14 protein-coding genes are annotated in these 15,430 nt (G+C 42.0%); 4 read left to right on the top strand and 10 right to left on the bottom strand.

The window, feature by feature from the left end; genetic code table 11:
• Positions 1-12 precede the first annotated feature (12 nt).
• The gene (rsmD, locus tag K9N75_RS21350) at positions 13-594 is read right to left on the bottom strand and encodes a 16S rRNA (guanine(966)-N(2))-methyltransferase (protein ID WP_008815670.1); all 582 of its coding nucleotides are present in this window, start codon (positions 592-594) and stop codon (positions 13-15) included.
• Positions 595-804: 210 nt separating this feature from the next.
• Here rsmD and ftsY point away from each other — a divergent pair, with 210 nt between their 5' ends.
• The 4 genes from ftsY (at position 805) to rpoH (ending at position 5,389) form a co-directional block, all read left to right on the top strand.
• Positions 805-2,616 (top strand): signal recognition particle-docking protein FtsY, encoded by a 1,812-nt coding sequence (gene ftsY / locus K9N75_RS21345; protein ID WP_096080136.1) that lies wholly within the window; start codon positions 805-807, stop codon positions 2,614-2,616.
• A 5-nt stretch (positions 2,617-2,621) separates the two neighbouring features.
• Positions 2,622-3,290: a cell division ATP-binding protein FtsE gene (gene ftsE, locus K9N75_RS21340; RefSeq protein ID WP_004090701.1), complete on the top strand. Its 669-nt coding sequence runs from the start codon at positions 2,622-2,624 to the stop codon at positions 3,288-3,290.
• Entirely contained in the window at positions 3,283-4,260 is a 978-nt protein-coding gene (ftsX, locus tag K9N75_RS21335; protein WP_224452091.1) for a permease-like cell division protein FtsX, read from the top strand. The genes ftsE and ftsX overlap by 8 nt, the downstream gene beginning before the upstream one ends.
• Positions 4,261-4,537: 277 nt before the next feature.
• Positions 4,538-5,389: an RNA polymerase sigma factor RpoH gene (gene rpoH / locus K9N75_RS21330; protein WP_004090699.1), complete on the top strand. Its 852-nt coding sequence runs from the start codon at positions 4,538-4,540 to the stop codon at positions 5,387-5,389.
• Positions 5,390-5,482: 93 nt separating this feature from the next.
• Here the strand turns inward: rpoH and K9N75_RS21325 are convergent, their stop codons facing one another.
• The 9 genes from K9N75_RS21325 to K9N75_RS21285 all read right to left on the bottom strand — a co-directional run bounded on the left by K9N75_RS21325 (position 5,483) and on the right by K9N75_RS21285 (position 15,430).
• On the bottom strand, positions 5,483-6,409 hold the full coding sequence (locus tag K9N75_RS21325) for a hypothetical protein (protein ID WP_224452090.1): 927 nt from the start codon (positions 6,407-6,409) through the stop codon (positions 5,483-5,485).
• 1 nt (position 6,410) lies between these two features.
• Positions 6,411-6,983 carry a hypothetical protein gene (locus tag K9N75_RS21320; protein ID WP_224452089.1) on the bottom strand — a complete coding sequence of 191 codons (573 nt, stop codon included), beginning with the start codon at positions 6,981-6,983 and terminating at the stop codon, positions 6,411-6,413.
• Positions 6,984-7,063: 80 nt separating this feature from the next.
• A complete protein-coding gene (locus tag K9N75_RS21315) occupies positions 7,064-7,381 on the bottom strand; it encodes a hypothetical protein (protein ID WP_156518146.1) in 318 nt (105 codons plus the stop codon).
• A gap of 92 nt (positions 7,382-7,473) precedes the next feature.
• Positions 7,474-8,217, bottom strand: a complete 744-nt coding sequence (locus K9N75_RS21310; RefSeq protein ID WP_224452088.1) for a hypothetical protein — start codon at positions 8,215-8,217, stop codon at positions 7,474-7,476.
• Entirely contained in the window at positions 8,214-9,194 is a 981-nt protein-coding gene (locus K9N75_RS21305; protein WP_224452087.1) for a hypothetical protein, read from the bottom strand. The genes K9N75_RS21310 and K9N75_RS21305 overlap by 4 nt, the downstream gene beginning before the upstream one ends.
• Before the next feature lies 1 nt (position 9,195).
• Complete coding sequence (locus tag K9N75_RS21300) at positions 9,196-10,125, bottom strand: hypothetical protein (protein ID WP_224452086.1); 930 nt, start codon at positions 10,123-10,125, stop codon at positions 9,196-9,198.
• A gap of 1 nt (position 10,126) precedes the next feature.
• Complete coding sequence (locus K9N75_RS21295; RefSeq protein ID WP_224452085.1) at positions 10,127-11,107, bottom strand: hypothetical protein; 981 nt, start codon at positions 11,105-11,107, stop codon at positions 10,127-10,129.
• Between the two features lies 1 nt (position 11,108).
• Positions 11,109-14,114, bottom strand: coding sequence for a toxin VasX (locus K9N75_RS21290; RefSeq protein ID WP_224452084.1), 3,006 nt, complete (start codon positions 14,112-14,114; stop codon positions 11,109-11,111).
• Positions 14,114-15,430 (bottom strand): DUF4123 domain-containing protein, encoded by a 1,317-nt coding sequence (locus K9N75_RS21285; protein WP_224452083.1) that lies wholly within the window; start codon positions 15,428-15,430, stop codon positions 14,114-14,116. The genes K9N75_RS21290 and K9N75_RS21285 overlap by 1 nt, the downstream gene beginning before the upstream one ends.

The raw sequence follows: 15,430 nt of genomic DNA, 5'->3' as shown, positions 1-15,430 counted from the left end.
TGATTCCTCGAATTATGGCGCGCTGCGCAAATATAAGCGATAAGCAACCTGACCGGCGACTTTCTCGCGGTGCAGAGTCCAGTTAGCGGGGACGTCCGCAGCGGCGCTTTCTACTTCAGCCTCTACGTAGATGGATGCATCTTCAGCCAGCCAGCCGTTGTTTTCTAACAGAGTAATGGTTTCCGCTAATAGCCCTTTACGAAAAGGCGGATCGAGAAAAACGACCTGATATGGCGTACCGGGCTGTGATAACCATTTTAGCGCATCGGTGTTTTGCACCGTGACTTTATCGGTATTAATTAACGCTACATTCTTTTTCAACTGAGCGGCAACCATACGATCGGCCTCCAGCAACGTTGCGTGTGCGGCGTAGCGCGATACAGCCTCAAAGCCTAACGCCCCGCTGCCGGAAAAACAGTCGAGACAACGCGCATCGTTTATCACCGGAGCCAGCCAGTTAAATAGAGTTTCACGTACGCGATCGGTTGTCGGGCGCAGGCCCGGGCTATCTGGAACTGGAAGCTTTCGGCCACGCCATAAGCCGCCAATAATGCGGATTTGTCCGCTGGATTGGGATGCTGGTTTCTTTGCCATGAATGCGGTGTTTTTTGTTTAGGTTGCGAGATGAGAAGACGTCATAACAGTCTGATCTTCATTATTGCACTGCAAGGTAACCGTTTATTGATGGAAATGCCACTTGAAACCCTTCGGCATGCATGTTGCGATAAGGGGTTAAGTGGTAAACTTAACCAATAGCATTTTATTAACGATTTTTTGAATTTCAGGCGGGAGAGCAGTCGCACTATGGCAAAAGATAAAAAACGTGGTTTTTTCTCCTGGTTAGGGTTTGGTCGTCAGGAAGAGCAGCCAGAAAAGGCGCAAGAAGACATACAGCAAACACCACCAGAAGCAGAAGAAACCAAACAACATCAAGCCGATGCGTCATCAGAGCATAAAACTGCGCCAGAACAACTGGATGACAAACTGCCTGAGCGTGAATCTGACCATGCTGATTCTGTTGAAACGCCGGGTGAGTGGGACGCCTCCGTTGCGCCAGAGCATGCTGCTGAAAATCTACCTCACGCAGAGCCACATGTTCCTCATGAAACCTCTTCTAAGGTTTTAGCTGACGAACTGGTGGAAACCACCGAGCATTTAGCCACTAGCCATGAACATCGCGCTGATGCACAAGATGCGGAAGTTTTTGCAGAGCAGGTTGTTGAGCTCACTCGTGCACATCATGAAGAGCCAGAAATAGTCGAAGAGGTCCCTGAGCCTCAGCGTACACCAACTTCTGCGGAGGTTACGGCTGAAAACATCATTCATGCCAGTGAACCACTGGAAAGTCATCATGAAGCCCACCACGGAGGTGAGCATCTTGAGCATGATGCCGAAGTCTTTGCTGAACAGGTTATTACGCTGACTGAAGCGGCGCATCCACACGTCCATCAGGAACCCGTTATCGACGAGCCTTATATCGAAGAGCTGGTCGAGCAGGAAATTGCAGAAGACGATGTCATTAAGCCAGAACCAACAATCGTTGAGCCAGAACCTGAATCAATCGACGTGATTGCCGAGATTGCCCGCTCGGAAGAAGTGGTCGATCTGGATACCGATGACGTTGAAGAGCCTAACGTTGAGGACACGCAAGCCGATGCACGGCCTGTCGTTCAGCATGAACAAGAACGCCCGACCAAAGAGGGCTTCTTCGCTCGCCTAAAGCGTAGCCTGCTGAAAACCAAACAGAATCTGGGTTCCGGATTTTTCGGCTTGTTCCGTGGCAAGAAAATCGACGACGATCTGTTTGAAGAGTTGGAAGAACAACTGTTGATCGCCGATGTGGGTGTGGAAACAACCAGCAAAATCATTAAATCCCTGACAGAACATGCCAGCCGTAAAGAGCTGAAAGATGCCGAGTCGCTTTACGGTAAGCTGAAAGAAGAGATGGGCGAGATCTTAAGCACGGTCGATAAGCCGCTCGACGTCAGTGGTCGTACACCATTCGTTATTTTAATGGTCGGTGTGAACGGCGTCGGTAAAACGACTACCATTGGTAAGCTGGCCCGCCAGTTCCAGGCCGAAGGTAAATCTGTCATGTTGGCTGCGGGAGATACTTTCCGTGCGGCAGCGGTTGAACAGCTACAGGTATGGGGTGAGCGTAATAATATTCCCGTGATTGCACAGCATACCGGTGCGGATTCTGCTTCAGTCATTTTTGATGCTATTCAGGCGGCTAAAGCTCGTAATGTTGATGTGTTGCTGGCCGATACCGCAGGGCGCTTGCAGAATAAAGCGCATCTGATGGAAGAGTTGAAGAAAATCGTACGCGTAATGAAAAAGTTGGACGAAGATGCGCCACATGAGGTTATGCTGACGATTGATGCGAGCACCGGACAAAATGCCGTTAGCCAAGCGAAGTTGTTTAACGAAGCTGTCGGCCTGACCGGTATTACGTTAACCAAGCTGGATGGAACGGCGAAAGGTGGGGTGATCTTTGCTGTGGCCGATCAGTTTGGCATTCCAATCCGCTACATTGGGGTTGGTGAAGGTATCGAAGATTTACGGCCATTCAAGGCCGACGATTTTATTGAGGCACTTTTTGCCCGTGAGGATTAATACGGATGATTCGCTTCGAACAGGTCAGTAAAGCGTATCTGGGTGGGCGTCAGGCTCTGCAGGGCGTAGATTTTCATCTGCGTCAGGGTGAAATGGCGTTTCTCACCGGCCACTCAGGCGCAGGGAAAAGTACCCTGCTGAAGTTGATATGTGGCATTGAGCGCCCAAGCGCAGGACACATTCTTTTTGGTGGCCATGACATTAGCCGCTTGCGTAACAGCGAAGTGCCGTTTTTGCGTCGCCAGATTGGCATGATTTTCCAAGATCATCATCTACTGATGGATCGCACGGTATATGACAATGTGTCGATGCCGTTGATTATTTCTGGTGCTAGCAGTGAAGACATTCGTCGTCGTGTTTCGGCGGCGTTGGATAAAGTCGGATTGTTGGATAAAGCGAAAAACTTCCCGATTCAGCTCTCTGGTGGTGAACAGCAGCGCGTAGGCATTGCGCGTGCGGTGGTGAATAAACCCGCTGTTCTACTTGCTGACGAGCCAACGGGGAACTTGGATGAGGCGCTGTCGGAAGGCATTCTGCGTCTGTTTGAAGAGTTTAACCGTGTTGGCGTGACGGTGCTGATGGCTACCCATGATATGGGACTGATTGCACGTCGTCGCTATCGCATGCTGACTCTCAGTCAGGGGCGTATGGACGGAGGTATTTCGCATGGCTAAGGCTCCAAATCGCTCGGCCACGCGAGCAAAAACGCCAGATAAAGCCAAGGCTCTGCGCGGTGGTTGGCGTGAACAATGGCGCTATGCGTGGATTAACACGCTGGCGGATATGATGCGCCAACCGCTAGCAACTCTGCTCACGGTGATGGTTATTGCCATCTCTCTGACGCTGCCAAGCGTATGCTATCTGGTATACAAAAACGTCAGTGAGGCTGCTGCCCAGTGGTATCCAACGCCGCAATTAACGGTTTATCTGGATAAAGCGCTGGATGACGATGCTGCTGAGCAGGTCATGACGGTGCTGAAAGGCGAAGAGGGCGTAGATAAGGTTAACTATCTCTCTCGTGAAGAAGCGCTGGGCGAGTTCCGTAATTGGTCCGGCTTCGGTGGCGCGCTGGATATGTTGGAAGAAAACCCACTGCCAGCGGTTGCTATCATTACACCTAAGATGAACTTTGAAAGTAGTGAAACCCTGAATACGCTGCGCGATCGCGTTGCGGCGGTGAAAGGTATTGATGAAGTTCGCATGGATGATAGCTGGTTTGCGCGTTTAGCGGCGTTAACCGGACTGGTTGGTCAAGTGGCGGCAATGATCGGGATACTGATGATTGTTGCGGTGTTCTTGGTGATTGGTAACAGTGTGCGTCTGAGCATCTTCAGTCGTCGAGATACCATTAATGTGATGAAACTGATTGGTGCAACCGACGGTTTCATTCTCAGGCCATTCCTCAACGGCGGTGCGTTGCTAGGGTTTAGCGGCGCTATTCTTTCTCTGATTCTGTCGCAGGCGATGGTGTGGCAACTTGGCTCCGCAGTAGCCAAAGTCGCCTCTGTATTTGGTACAACTTTCGTGCTGCATGGCTTAGGCTGGGACGAATGCCTGCTGCTGGTGCTGGTTTCCGCCATGATTGGCTGGGTTGCCGCATGGTTGGCAACCGTACAACATTTACGCCGATTTACACCACAGTAGTGAAATAGTGCTATACTCTTCCCTCGTTGAGTTGCTGACGGGGGAAGAGCCATTCTGGTTAAACCCGATACCGGTTCTCCATCCTATACTCCCCCCATCACTTTCCCACCGTGTTCATATTCGTTGTAGAATTGTGCTATTTTTATGCACGCAACATTGAACTTGTGGGATGATTCACGGTCAAAATTTGCAGAATCGTGTTAGTGTTTACGCCGATGTTTTTTAGAATGGTTTCGGCGTTGCTGGTACGACTGGATAGAATATTGAGAGGGTTTGAATGACCAAAGAGATGCAAACTTTAACCTTAGTTCCTCAAGGTAGCTTGGAAGCTTACGTACGTGCAGCCAACACCTATCCGATGCTGACGGCAGAGGAAGAGAAAGAACTGGGTGAACGACTGCATTACGAGGGTGACTTGGATGCAGCAAAACAGCTGATTCTGTCGCACCTGCGCTTTGTTGTTCATGTTGCCCGTAACTATGCCGGCTACGGGCTGCCACAGGCAGACCTGATTCAGGAAGGTAACATCGGCCTGATGAAAGCTGTGCGCCGCTTTAACCCAGAAATGGGCGTGCGTCTGGTGTCCTTTGCGGTTCACTGGATTAAAGCCGAGATCCATGAGTACGTGCTGCGTAACTGGCGTATCGTGAAAGTCGCAACAACCAAAGCACAGCGTAAGCTGTTCTTCAACCTGCGTAAAACCAAGCAGCGTTTAGGCTGGTTCAATCAGGACGAAGTCGAACTGGTTGCGCGTGAGCTGGGTGTGTCTGAAAAAGACGTGCTGGAAATGGAATCTCGTATGGCTGCTCAGGACATGGCTTTTGACATGTCTAACGACGATGATGAGAGTTCACCAGCAGCACCAGTGCTGTTCTTACAGGATAAATCTTCTGATTTCGCCAACGATATCGAAGATGACAACTGGGACAGCCACGCCGCTGACAAACTGACTTTGGCGATGGAAGGTCTGGACGAACGTAGTCAGCACATCATCCGTGCTCGCTGGTTAGACGACGACAACAAAGCAACGTTGCAAGAATTGGCCGATCAATACGGTGTTTCTGCAGAGCGTGTGCGTCAGCTTGAAAAGAACGCAATGAAAAAACTGCGTGCGGCGATTGAAGCCTAAGCTTCATCGATAACGTAGTTTCCGATTAAAGGCGATGCTCGGCATCGCCTTTTTTGTGCTTTTTTTAGTGTGCGATGAGGTAAAAAGGAGCGACTACTCAATTTTTAGAAGATCTTGCTTATCTAGCGCGGCAAGCACGTTGCTCACCAACTGCTCAAAATCATCCGGCTTTTTATCTTTGCGAAAATAGTAAGGCATATCACGTTCATAGTCGGTAGAGGCAACCGCAGATTGTCCCCAAACCATGTATTTGCTGATGAACGCCAATATATTTTTACGGCCTTGCTTGGTGCTAATGATAATGGTTGGATTAGTCGGCAAAACAAAAGCTGTTTTGATAATGTTTTTCTTATCATCTAGCCCATATAGGATTAAAGATATCGCCTGCGGAGTTTCCACCACACCCACCTGTGAATAACGTGCAACGAAGGCTTTGCCGTTTATCCATGTCATAAAGAGTTGTCGGTTGCGAACAAGTATTAGTGGGGCTTTACGCTTTATTATAAAAGATAGATATAAACTCAGTGGAATAAATATAATATAGTAAATGGTATGAATTATATCGCTAGTTAAATACTCTCCCCCATACTCATATTCATTATATCTATAATAAAGATATTCATTTAGGCTTAGTACCTTATCATTACCTATATATTTATTTTGCTTTTTAAAAAAATCAACAACATCGGAATTAGTATCAATACTAGCATCAAAGTTTTCAATCATATAAATAATTCTTTTTTCGCACTTATTCCAATCATTTTTAAAATCACTGAAGAAATAAATAGCACTTAAACACAAGCAGATAAACCAAGGTATGAGTATTATCCATCTAAGCATTTGCAGGCCACTTCGAAACATGCAAACATTGCTGCTGATATCTTGTAAAGATACCATAGCACTAAGACTATCGATGTCTTTAGTTTTTGTTTGGAGTGATAATAACTTAGACTCCTCTTCCGCTAATAATGATGACTCAAGATTTTTAGTTAAATGAAACCATTTTGGGCTGTGGTACATCTTATACTCCCTTTTTATCTGTTAGCGTATTTAACTCACATGGGGAGTCGAGTTTATCTAGTGCGGCAAGCACATCGATCACTTGTTGTTCAAAGTCGTTAGGTTTTTTATCTCTACGCAAATAGAAGGGGGTATCACGCTCATAGTCAATGGAGGCGACTGCAGATTGTCCCCAAACCATGTACTTAGTGATAAAGGCGAGAATATCTTTACGTTTTTTTTCTGAGCTAAATAAAATAGTGCGACTGGTATGTAGAGGAAATAGTGTTTTTATTATTTTATGTTGTCTATCTAGACTATAAAGAATCAAAGATACATTGATTTTTGTTTCAAACACCCCGATTTGTGAATAACGTGCAACATAGGCACGGCCTTTAATCCATGTTATGAAAAGTTGTTTTTCTCGAGTTAAAATCAATGGTGCCTTTCGTTTTAAAATAAACGAAATATAAAAAAATAGGATGGTTGTAAGAAAGCTAAAGGTCGTGATTAATATATCAGTGACATAAACCTCGGTAGAGTGTGAATAGTTATTGTAACGATATTGAATATACTCCTGAAAATCCATTTTCATATCGTTATTTACATTTTTTTTTAATTCATCTATCCTGATAGATAGCTGATCTATGGACTCATCATTTTCAGTATGTGATTTTATTTTTTTTCAAAATATAATATTTTTTCCACAGTATATTTTTCAACTCTATCCCAGTCATTATGAAATGAAATTGTGAAAGAGATAAAATTAAATATTACATATAATAATAAAGGAATGGTCATGATTAATATTGTACTTTGTATTTCTAAATGAAAGTGACATTTGCGATTATTTATTTTTAGCAAGGAGATGATATCGTGTAATTCATTGCTATTTTTTACTTTCATATGTCTAGTTAACAAATCATCTTGATTCTTGATAAGAAGGTAACTTTCAGGTTTATTTTTATCAGTTTCTATTGATTTATTATTCATTTTACTTAACGTCCTCATTGATCATACCAATAGTATATTCAGAATTAAGCTCTCCTTTATCATTTAATATTCTCATTGGAACAATGATTTCTTTAAATGGTATATAGTACACATTCGAGTTGTGATGCATAAATCTGGTGAACTTCTATGGGTATGGCTATAGTTTGTACGCCATCTTTTGTGGTCATTTTACGTATTGCATCTTTTTTAGCTATATTAAATAATTTATTGAGCCTTTCGTCTGGACGTCTTTCAGAGTTATAAATGTATTTCAATGGATGCTGAGTGTAAAAACAATATTGGATATCTGATAACCCAGGTTCAAAAGTTGGTAATTCAAAAGTATAAAAAACTATTTCATCATATGAGAATTTAAAGTCTTTTGGCTTACCTATTATGTCTAGTTTTGGCATGGAAAATAAGTTGATAAATTCTTGTAACTCTAATAGTAATCGAGATTCTATTTTTTCAATTTCATTTTTTTTATATTCATAGATTCGAGCAACGAAGCTGCTCAGTATGGTGTAATTGCCCAATGTGGAGAGGCCAGTATCAAATAACATGAATAGTGCGCGGGGAGCCACTATGGCATTGCCAATACTGCGTTCAAAGCTGAATTTGTTCCCCTGAGGAGCTATAACGCCCACGCGAGGAAGCCTAAATCTTAGAGGGTCATTGGCATCAGGCAACGCATGTTCCCAGTCAAACAATTTGTTCGAAATGGGTAAGTTTCCGTGAGTAATTTTACCGAGCTCAGAGTCGGCTACGGCAACAAATAATTCGCTGAAAATATCTGCTAGTTTGATGAGCATGTGCTGACGTTTCAGATAACTCATTTGCTCTTGTCCGTAAGCGTATTTAACTCACGTGGTGACTTGAGTTTATCTAGCACAGCAAGCACATCGCTCACCTGCTGCTCAAAATCAGCCGGTTTTTTATCTTTGCGCAAATAGTAAGGCATATTGCGTTCATAGTCGGTAGAGGCAACAGCTGATTGTCCCCAGAGCATGTATTTGGTGATAAATGCCAATATATTTTTACGGCCTTGCTTGGTGCTAATGATAATGGTTGGATTAGTCGGCAAAACAAAAGCTGTTTTGATAATGTTTTTCTTATCATCTAGCCCATATAGGATTAAAGATACCGCCTGCGGAGTTTCCACCACACCCACCTGTGAATAACGCGCAACGAAGGCTTTGCCGTTTATCCATGTCATAAAGAGCTGTCGGTTGCGAACAAGTATTAGTGGGGCTTTACGCTTTATTAGAAAAGAGAGATAAAAACATAGTGGGATAAAAATAATATAATAAATAGCATATATTATATCTGTACAAAAATACTCATATCCGTATGCATAAATATTGTATCTAAAGTACATGTATTCCCCTAACTCCATTTTTTTATCATTCCCTATATAGCTAATCTGTTCCTTTCTAAATTCTTGATCTTCTTCTTTGTTAAAAAAAACGCCAAAGCCATTTTCTGAGGGATAAGACCTAGTATCTATTTCATTTATAGTGGATAAAATCTCTCTTTCAACATGAATCCAGCTATTCTGAAAAGCATGATAAAATGATACTAAATTAACTAATAATACTATCAACATAGGAATGAAAAAAATCCATCTTAAGAGTTGTAAACCAGAGCGGAAAAAACAATTATGCCTATCTATTTTTTGTAAAGAAAAAAAACCATGTAAACTATTAATATCTTTTATCTTAAGATGACGAGTCAGCAATGTTTCTTTCTCCTCAGCTAATAATGATGACTCAAGATTTTTAGTTAAATGAAACCATTTTGGGCTGTGGTACATTTCAATTTCCTTTTATATCTGTAAGCGTATTTAACTCACGTGGTGACTTGAGTTTATCTAGCACAGCAAGCACATCGCTCACCTGCTGCTCAAAATCATCCGGCTTTTTATCTTTGCGAAAATAGTAAGGTATATTGCGTTCATAGTCGGTAGAGGCAACCGCAGATTGTCCCCAGAGCATGTATTTGGTGATAAATGCCAATATATTTTTACGGCCTTGCTCGGAGCTGAGAATGATCGTAGGGTTGGTTGGCAGCACAAAGGCTGTTTTGATAATGTTTTTTTTATTATCTAACCCATATAAGATTAAAGATACTGCCTGCGGAGTTTCCACTACACCCACCTGTGAATAACGTGCAACGAAGGCTTTGCCGTTTATCCATGTCATAAAGAGTTGTCGATCGCGTACGAGAGCTAGTGGTGCTTTACGTTTAGTAAGAAATGCGGCGTAGAAACAAAGGGGAATGGTTATGGTATGGAAGAGAACCATAACTATATCGCCAGTTAAATATTCCCCCCCATAAGCAAACTCATTATATCTATAATAAAGATATTCGTTAAAGTTTAATTTTTTATCATCACCTATAATTTCTTTTAATTCATTTACATATTCGACATTGTCAAAATTGTCAATTGCATAAATAATATCCGCCTCATTTCTTACCCAACTTTCATTAAAGTCACTAGTGAAATTCGTGGCGCTAATCAATAACCCTAGAAACCAAGGAATGAATATTATCCATCTGATCATTTGCAAGCCACTTCGGAACATGCAAATTTTATAGTCTATATACTGCAGATACATCATAGCACTTAGGCTATTGATATCTTTGGTTTTAGTCTGGATTGATAACAATGTAGACTCTTCTTCTGCTAATAATGATGACTCAAGATTTTTAGTGAAATGGAACCATTTTGGGCTGTGGTACATTTCAATTTCCTTTTATATCTGTAAGAGTATTTAACTCGCGTGGTGACTTGAGTTTATCTAGCACAGCAAGAATCTGATCAGCCTGCTGCTCAAAATCAGCCGGTTTTTTATCTTTGCGCAAATAGTAAGGCATATTGCGTTCATAGTCGGTAGCGGCAACAGCTGATAGTCCCCAGACCATATATTTGGCGATAAAGGCTAGGGTGTCTTTCTGTTTTTTTTCAGTACTAAGGATAAGCAAAGGGCTAGAGTGTAAGAGGAATTTCTTTTTTACGAGTAATTGTTGATTGTTTAAGCCATAAAGAATTATGGCAACGCTGCTAGAATTTTCTATTACACCGACTTGAGAATAACGCGCTATATAGGCTTTATCTTTTTCCCATGTCATAAAGAGCTGCCGATCACGAATTAGAATTAGTGGAGCTTTTAGTTTTATTAGAAAGAATGCATAAAAATATAACGGGAAAAAAATGATATAATAAATAATATGTATTATATCTATCCAAAAATAGCCACTCCCATATGAATATATATCATACCTATAATATAGATAGCTATTGAAATCCATGCTTGAGTCATTGCCGATGAATAAGCGTAACTCTGAAACTCTTTCATTAATCGATTGTCTTTCTTGATTGCTAAGGTTGAGATTATTTTCTGCTGTATATTTAATGTAATGTGAGATTTCAGAAGTTAGTTGTTCTTCACATTGTTTCCAGTCAGTATATATATCATTTATAAACTGAAATAAGTTAATAGAAAGAATAATAAGAAAAGGTAGTATTATAACTACTCTTAAGCGTTGTACCCCAGAACAAAAAAAACAATTCCGGCTATCTATTTTTTGCAAATAATTAATGCTATGTAACTCTTCTGAATCTTTAGTTTTTATATGTCGTGTTAACAATGTATCTTGTTCGTCAATTAGTAGATAGTGGTCATGGTTTGCAAGCTTTTTACTTCCATCCGTATTATTATTCATACTATCTTACCTTCTCATCAATCATGCCAATGGTATATTCAGTGTTAAGCACTCCTTTGCTATTCAGGAACCTCATTGGCACAATGACTTCTTTTGACGGCATATAGTACCACTCGAGTTGTGATGCATAAATTTGGCGAGCTTCCATGGGCACTGCTATAGTTGGTATGCCATCTTTTATTGTTATCTTAGATATTGCACTTTTTTTAGCCATGTCAAATAATTTATTAAGTTTTTCATCTGGTCGTCTTTCCGATTTATAAATATCCGTTATGGGTAAAATAGCGTAAAAACAATACCTTACATCAGACAACCCAGTTTCAAAATTTGGCAATTTAAAAGTATAGAAAACTGTTTCATCATAAGAAATTTTAAAACCTTTAGCTTTTCCTACGATATCTAATACAGGTGCGGAGAAGAAATTAATAAACTCCTGCTGTTCAATATAAAACCTGTTGATAATCAGTTCTATTTTTGATGGGTCAGTAATTTGCTTTATCTGGTAAGATATGCCTTTTCTTTTTTCATTCCAATAGCCATATTTCTTTCCAATTCCCCAAAAACAATTATATAAAATATTCTCTAATGCTGTTCGAGTTGTAAATATCACCGCGAGCGCCCCTCCAATAAGAAGTATAAATCCAATGGCAACTAAATTAGTGATAGTAAAACCAAGGGCTGTTAACCAGACTGGGGCCGTCAATTCCATTAGCATTGCAAGAGCAATACCGCCGAAAATAGTGAACGCGAGGGTGAGTATACTGTTGCTGACGGCTAACCCCGTATTCCCTTGCTGATAAGCATCGCGGGTTTCCATGGCTGAAACTACTGCGCTAAGAAAATTCACCAGCGCTAAGGCTCCAGTCACGCTTTTTGTTATGACCTCGCCTGATAAAGCTAACGCATATTCGCCGAGTTTAGGTGCCAATGAGTGAGCTGTTTTGGTGGATATTAAGTTAGCGACGTTTTTAGAAACGTTCAGCACATCGAGCGTTAGTGACGTCATGGCGGTGGCGGCTTTAGTCAGGGTGTATATCACGTTGCCGCGAGCCAGCGGATCGGCTTTTTCATACTCAGAGGTTTGAGCAACTAAGCTGCTCAGTACCATGCAGTTACCAAATGCGGAAAGGCCAGAAAAGCCAGTATCAAATAACATGAATAGTGTGCTGGGAGCCACTATGGCATTGCCAATACTGCGTTCAAAGCTGAATTTGTTCCCCTGAGGAGCTATAACACCCACGCGAGGAAGCCTAAATCGTAGAGGGTCATTGGCATCAGGCAACGCATGTTCCCAGTCAAATAATTTGTTCGAAATTGGCAAGTTACCGTGAGTGATTTTGCCATGCTCTATGACTCCAGTTCCTGTCGCTTCCTTGTTAAAGCTTGCCCTGTTTTGTTTAATTCTTTCTGCCAACTGATTGAGCTGCTCGTGGGTAAATAGTTCTTCTTCCTGAAGGATCTCGATCCCCATCACGTGTAGCAATCTAGGAATATGTGTTTTAATTTGCTGCATTGCGGCTTTAGATAAGGTTGATGTCGTGCGAGCAAGCCAAGTATCACCATACATGGCCGAACCTAAAATAGAGGCCAGTCCGTGTAAAATCTTGTCTACGGCTTTTACACTTTTATCCGCCCAACTGATTTGTTCCTGCGGTTCAGTCAATACGGGGACTAGTGTATTCCACAGCACGCCCCAGACGTTATGTTCATCACTAAATGAGCGTTGGCTCTCCGCTGCTTCGGACATAATGTTTTCTAGCGCGTTTTTACCAGGCTCAGAATCGGCAACGGCAACAAACAATTCGCTGGCAATATCCGCTAGCTTGTTGAATTCATCCTGCTGCGTTTTTGGGCTTGGTGCAGTAGCGAAAAAATATTTAAAATACGAGTCAAGGCCGCCCACGCAGTTGGTCACAAACGGGCTCATCATAAATTGTTCATACAGCTTGGCAAACATGCGCTGACGTTCTTGATAGCTATCTAGCTCTTGCTTCATTTTCAGCCAATAGTTATTCCAGCTATCCTGATCAATTCCGTTTTTTACCGCCTTTTGAATATCTTCGTTATCACTGCTTTTTAATTGCTCAACAAATCCACCAATAGTCAATGGATAGTGGTTTTCTGCCAGAAATTGTTGTTGCCATTGAATGAGAATATTGTGCGCCTGCACAATTTCTTTTTGTCGGCCTACAGGGTCAAACAGCACCACGATACGCGATTTTTCGCCATAACAAAGTTTGCTACGGATCTCTTTGGCGATATCGCTGGGCTCCATCCAGTAAGAATCTCGAGTAGTTAGAATATCAATGTCTATGCTGCTCAAATCATTAGGGTGATCTTTATCCTGTACTATTAAAGCCCGTTGCTGTTTATGCCGATAATCTTCAATTAGTCTAGTGAAATTAGCCTCAGTGGCTTCAAGAGAATAGGGGCCATCATTGGCATCTAAGTTAATCTCCTGCATTGATTTTTTTCGTAGCTGTTTGTCGCCATTTATTGCGTCAATAACATCTGCATGCCACTCATGTTCGCTATATACGATACTGATGTTAGATACTCTTTTAGGCACGAAGGCGAAATAATAGCCTTCACCTCGCGGGCCTAGCTTCGGGGTTAACCCATCCTGTGCATTATTACCATTTTTAAAAATGAACTTTCGGTAGCGCTCAACGCACTGCTTTTTGCCGTTGGTGGTTTTTTCTTGTTGCTCATATTTAAAAATATGAAAAGTGTCAAAGTCTTCATCTTTAATATATATCCAGCCAGGGCGCAACAGACGCACTACGTAACCTAGGGCATCTCTTAATGAGGTTGCTGAAAGCATTGTTTTTATATCGTTCGGTGGAAGGGCATACTGTAGCGATGATTCAAAAAAATTGGCGTAAGCATAGCGAACCGGATAAATGGGTTTCACATCGCTATCGCAAGGGGATTCATAAGTACCGACTTCTGTTGATCCTGAAGTTCTATCGTCGGCGGCCTGCATGGCCTGATCCATATTGTCCATTATATTACCTTGGCTTCTGATAGGTGCCAGACAAGGCCAAACAAATCTTTGGCTCTAAGTTCTTGGCTAAGAGGAAAACGGCAGGTGTGGGATTTAACCAGTTCGCCCCACTCATGTTCTGGTAGGCAGGTCATACTGCGTGCAGCAACATATAAGAGAACCGCTCTTTCCAAAGAGAAGCCCCAGCATAGGGCTCGGTTAATATGTTGAGTGATAAAATAAGAGCGGAAACCCTCACTAATCTGAGATCTTTCAGCTATATAGTTTTGGATGAATAAATCGACTTTTTGAATAAATGCCTGATAGACCTGCTGGGCGAAATAGTTACACATACGCTGGGTTAAGCGAAAATAGCTGCCTTTTATCTCTCGTATTGGGTCGGAAATCGTAACGATGTTGATCGCGCTATGTTGCTTGGGTTGAAGATAAATAATGTATTGTGAATAACGCATAAATGAGGCCAGAGCAGCATAATCCATGAGACTGATAATTGTCCCGAAGGCTCTTGGATCGTAAAAACGAAAATAGCTCCAGCGTTCAGTTTCCGGGTTTTTCACATAGGTAAATTTGCGCAGATGATGAAAAACAGTACCAAAGTCAGCATAGCTACGAATTAATATTCCCAGAGGCTGCTCAACTAACTGCGAAATTAATCGGCGGTGAAAAAAATCCCATTGGTGGTTATGTGATGTGATATCAACTAAATAAGGAGCTATATTTTCCATTACGGTTTCTGACTCACCTTTAAATAGGCACTGCCAAGTAAGACCGGATGCCATGAGATCGGGGATAAGAAAGCGTCCATCTTGTTGATAAACTGCCGCATCAATAATGGCGTAGCATCGTAGGTGACTATGCAGGTCGTTTTCGCCTTGTTCCAATACCAGTTCTTGTAATCTCTGACCGATACCGGATTCTAAACCTTCCTCGGATGGAACACATGTTATAGGTATTTTTCGATCGAGAAGATCGCCATTCTGGTGAGGGAGCGGTTCTAAACAATAGCTGCGATCCATAAATACTGGATTCTCATCATTTAATTTCACCGCAGCTAAAATAAAGTCCTTTTCATAACGTGTACTGTTTTCTAGATAAACATCAAAGGGGACTATTTCGGTATAGTCGGCATTAATTAACCCCAACTGAGTGAAATGATGAAATAATGTATTCACCACATAGCGTCGTTCCTTGTTATAAATTAAGGTTGGCGCGCGGAACTGCACATGTTTTTTACCATTTGGTACATTAGGCGTGTCAAAAATAGACTCGGTGACCCATAAAGTACCATCAATGTTATCGAATAGCGTTTCGTCCAT

The organism is Hafnia paralvei, from assembly GCF_020150375.1.
Lineage (GTDB): Bacteria > Pseudomonadota > Gammaproteobacteria > Enterobacterales > Enterobacteriaceae > Hafnia > Hafnia paralvei.
Note: the sequence above shows the minus strand (reverse complement) of the source record. Positions and strands in the feature narration are given on the sequence as shown.

Bases quoted from the DNA above. Each gene is read 5' to 3' on its own strand.
- K9N75_RS21290 (WP_224452084.1), bottom strand. From the start codon at position 14,114: ATGGACAATATGGATCAGGCCATGCAGGCCGCCGACGATAGAACTTCA.
- K9N75_RS21310 (WP_224452088.1), bottom strand. From the start codon at position 8,217: ATGAGTTATCTGAAACGTCAGCACATGCTCATCAAACTAGCAGATATT.
- K9N75_RS21285 (WP_224452083.1), bottom strand. From the start codon at position 15,430: ATGGACGAAACGCTATTCGATAACATTGATGGTACTTTATGGGTCACC.
- ftsX (WP_224452091.1), top strand. From the start codon at position 3,283: ATGGCTAAGGCTCCAAATCGCTCGGCCACGCGAGCAAAAACGCCAGAT.
- ftsY (WP_096080136.1), top strand. From the start codon at position 805: ATGGCAAAAGATAAAAAACGTGGTTTTTTCTCCTGGTTAGGGTTTGGT.
- K9N75_RS21325 (WP_224452090.1), bottom strand. From the start codon at position 6,409: ATGTACCACAGCCCAAAATGGTTTCATTTAACTAAAAATCTTGAGTCA.
- rsmD (WP_008815670.1), bottom strand. From the start codon at position 594: ATGGCAAAGAAACCAGCATCCCAATCCAGCGGACAAATCCGCATTATT.
- K9N75_RS21305 (WP_224452087.1), bottom strand. From the start codon at position 9,194: ATGTACCACAGCCCAAAATGGTTTCATTTAACTAAAAATCTTGAGTCA.
- K9N75_RS21320 (WP_224452089.1), bottom strand. From the start codon at position 6,983: ATGAAAATGGATTTTCAGGAGTATATTCAATATCGTTACAATAACTAT.
- rpoH (WP_004090699.1), top strand. From the start codon at position 4,538: ATGACCAAAGAGATGCAAACTTTAACCTTAGTTCCTCAAGGTAGCTTG.
- K9N75_RS21295 (WP_224452085.1), bottom strand. From the start codon at position 11,107: ATGAATAATAATACGGATGGAAGTAAAAAGCTTGCAAACCATGACCAC.
- K9N75_RS21300 (WP_224452086.1), bottom strand. From the start codon at position 10,125: ATGTACCACAGCCCAAAATGGTTCCATTTCACTAAAAATCTTGAGTCA.
- ftsE (WP_004090701.1), top strand. From the start codon at position 2,622: ATGATTCGCTTCGAACAGGTCAGTAAAGCGTATCTGGGTGGGCGTCAG.
- K9N75_RS21315 (WP_156518146.1), bottom strand. From the start codon at position 7,381: ATGAATAATAAATCAATAGAAACTGATAAAAATAAACCTGAAAGTTAC.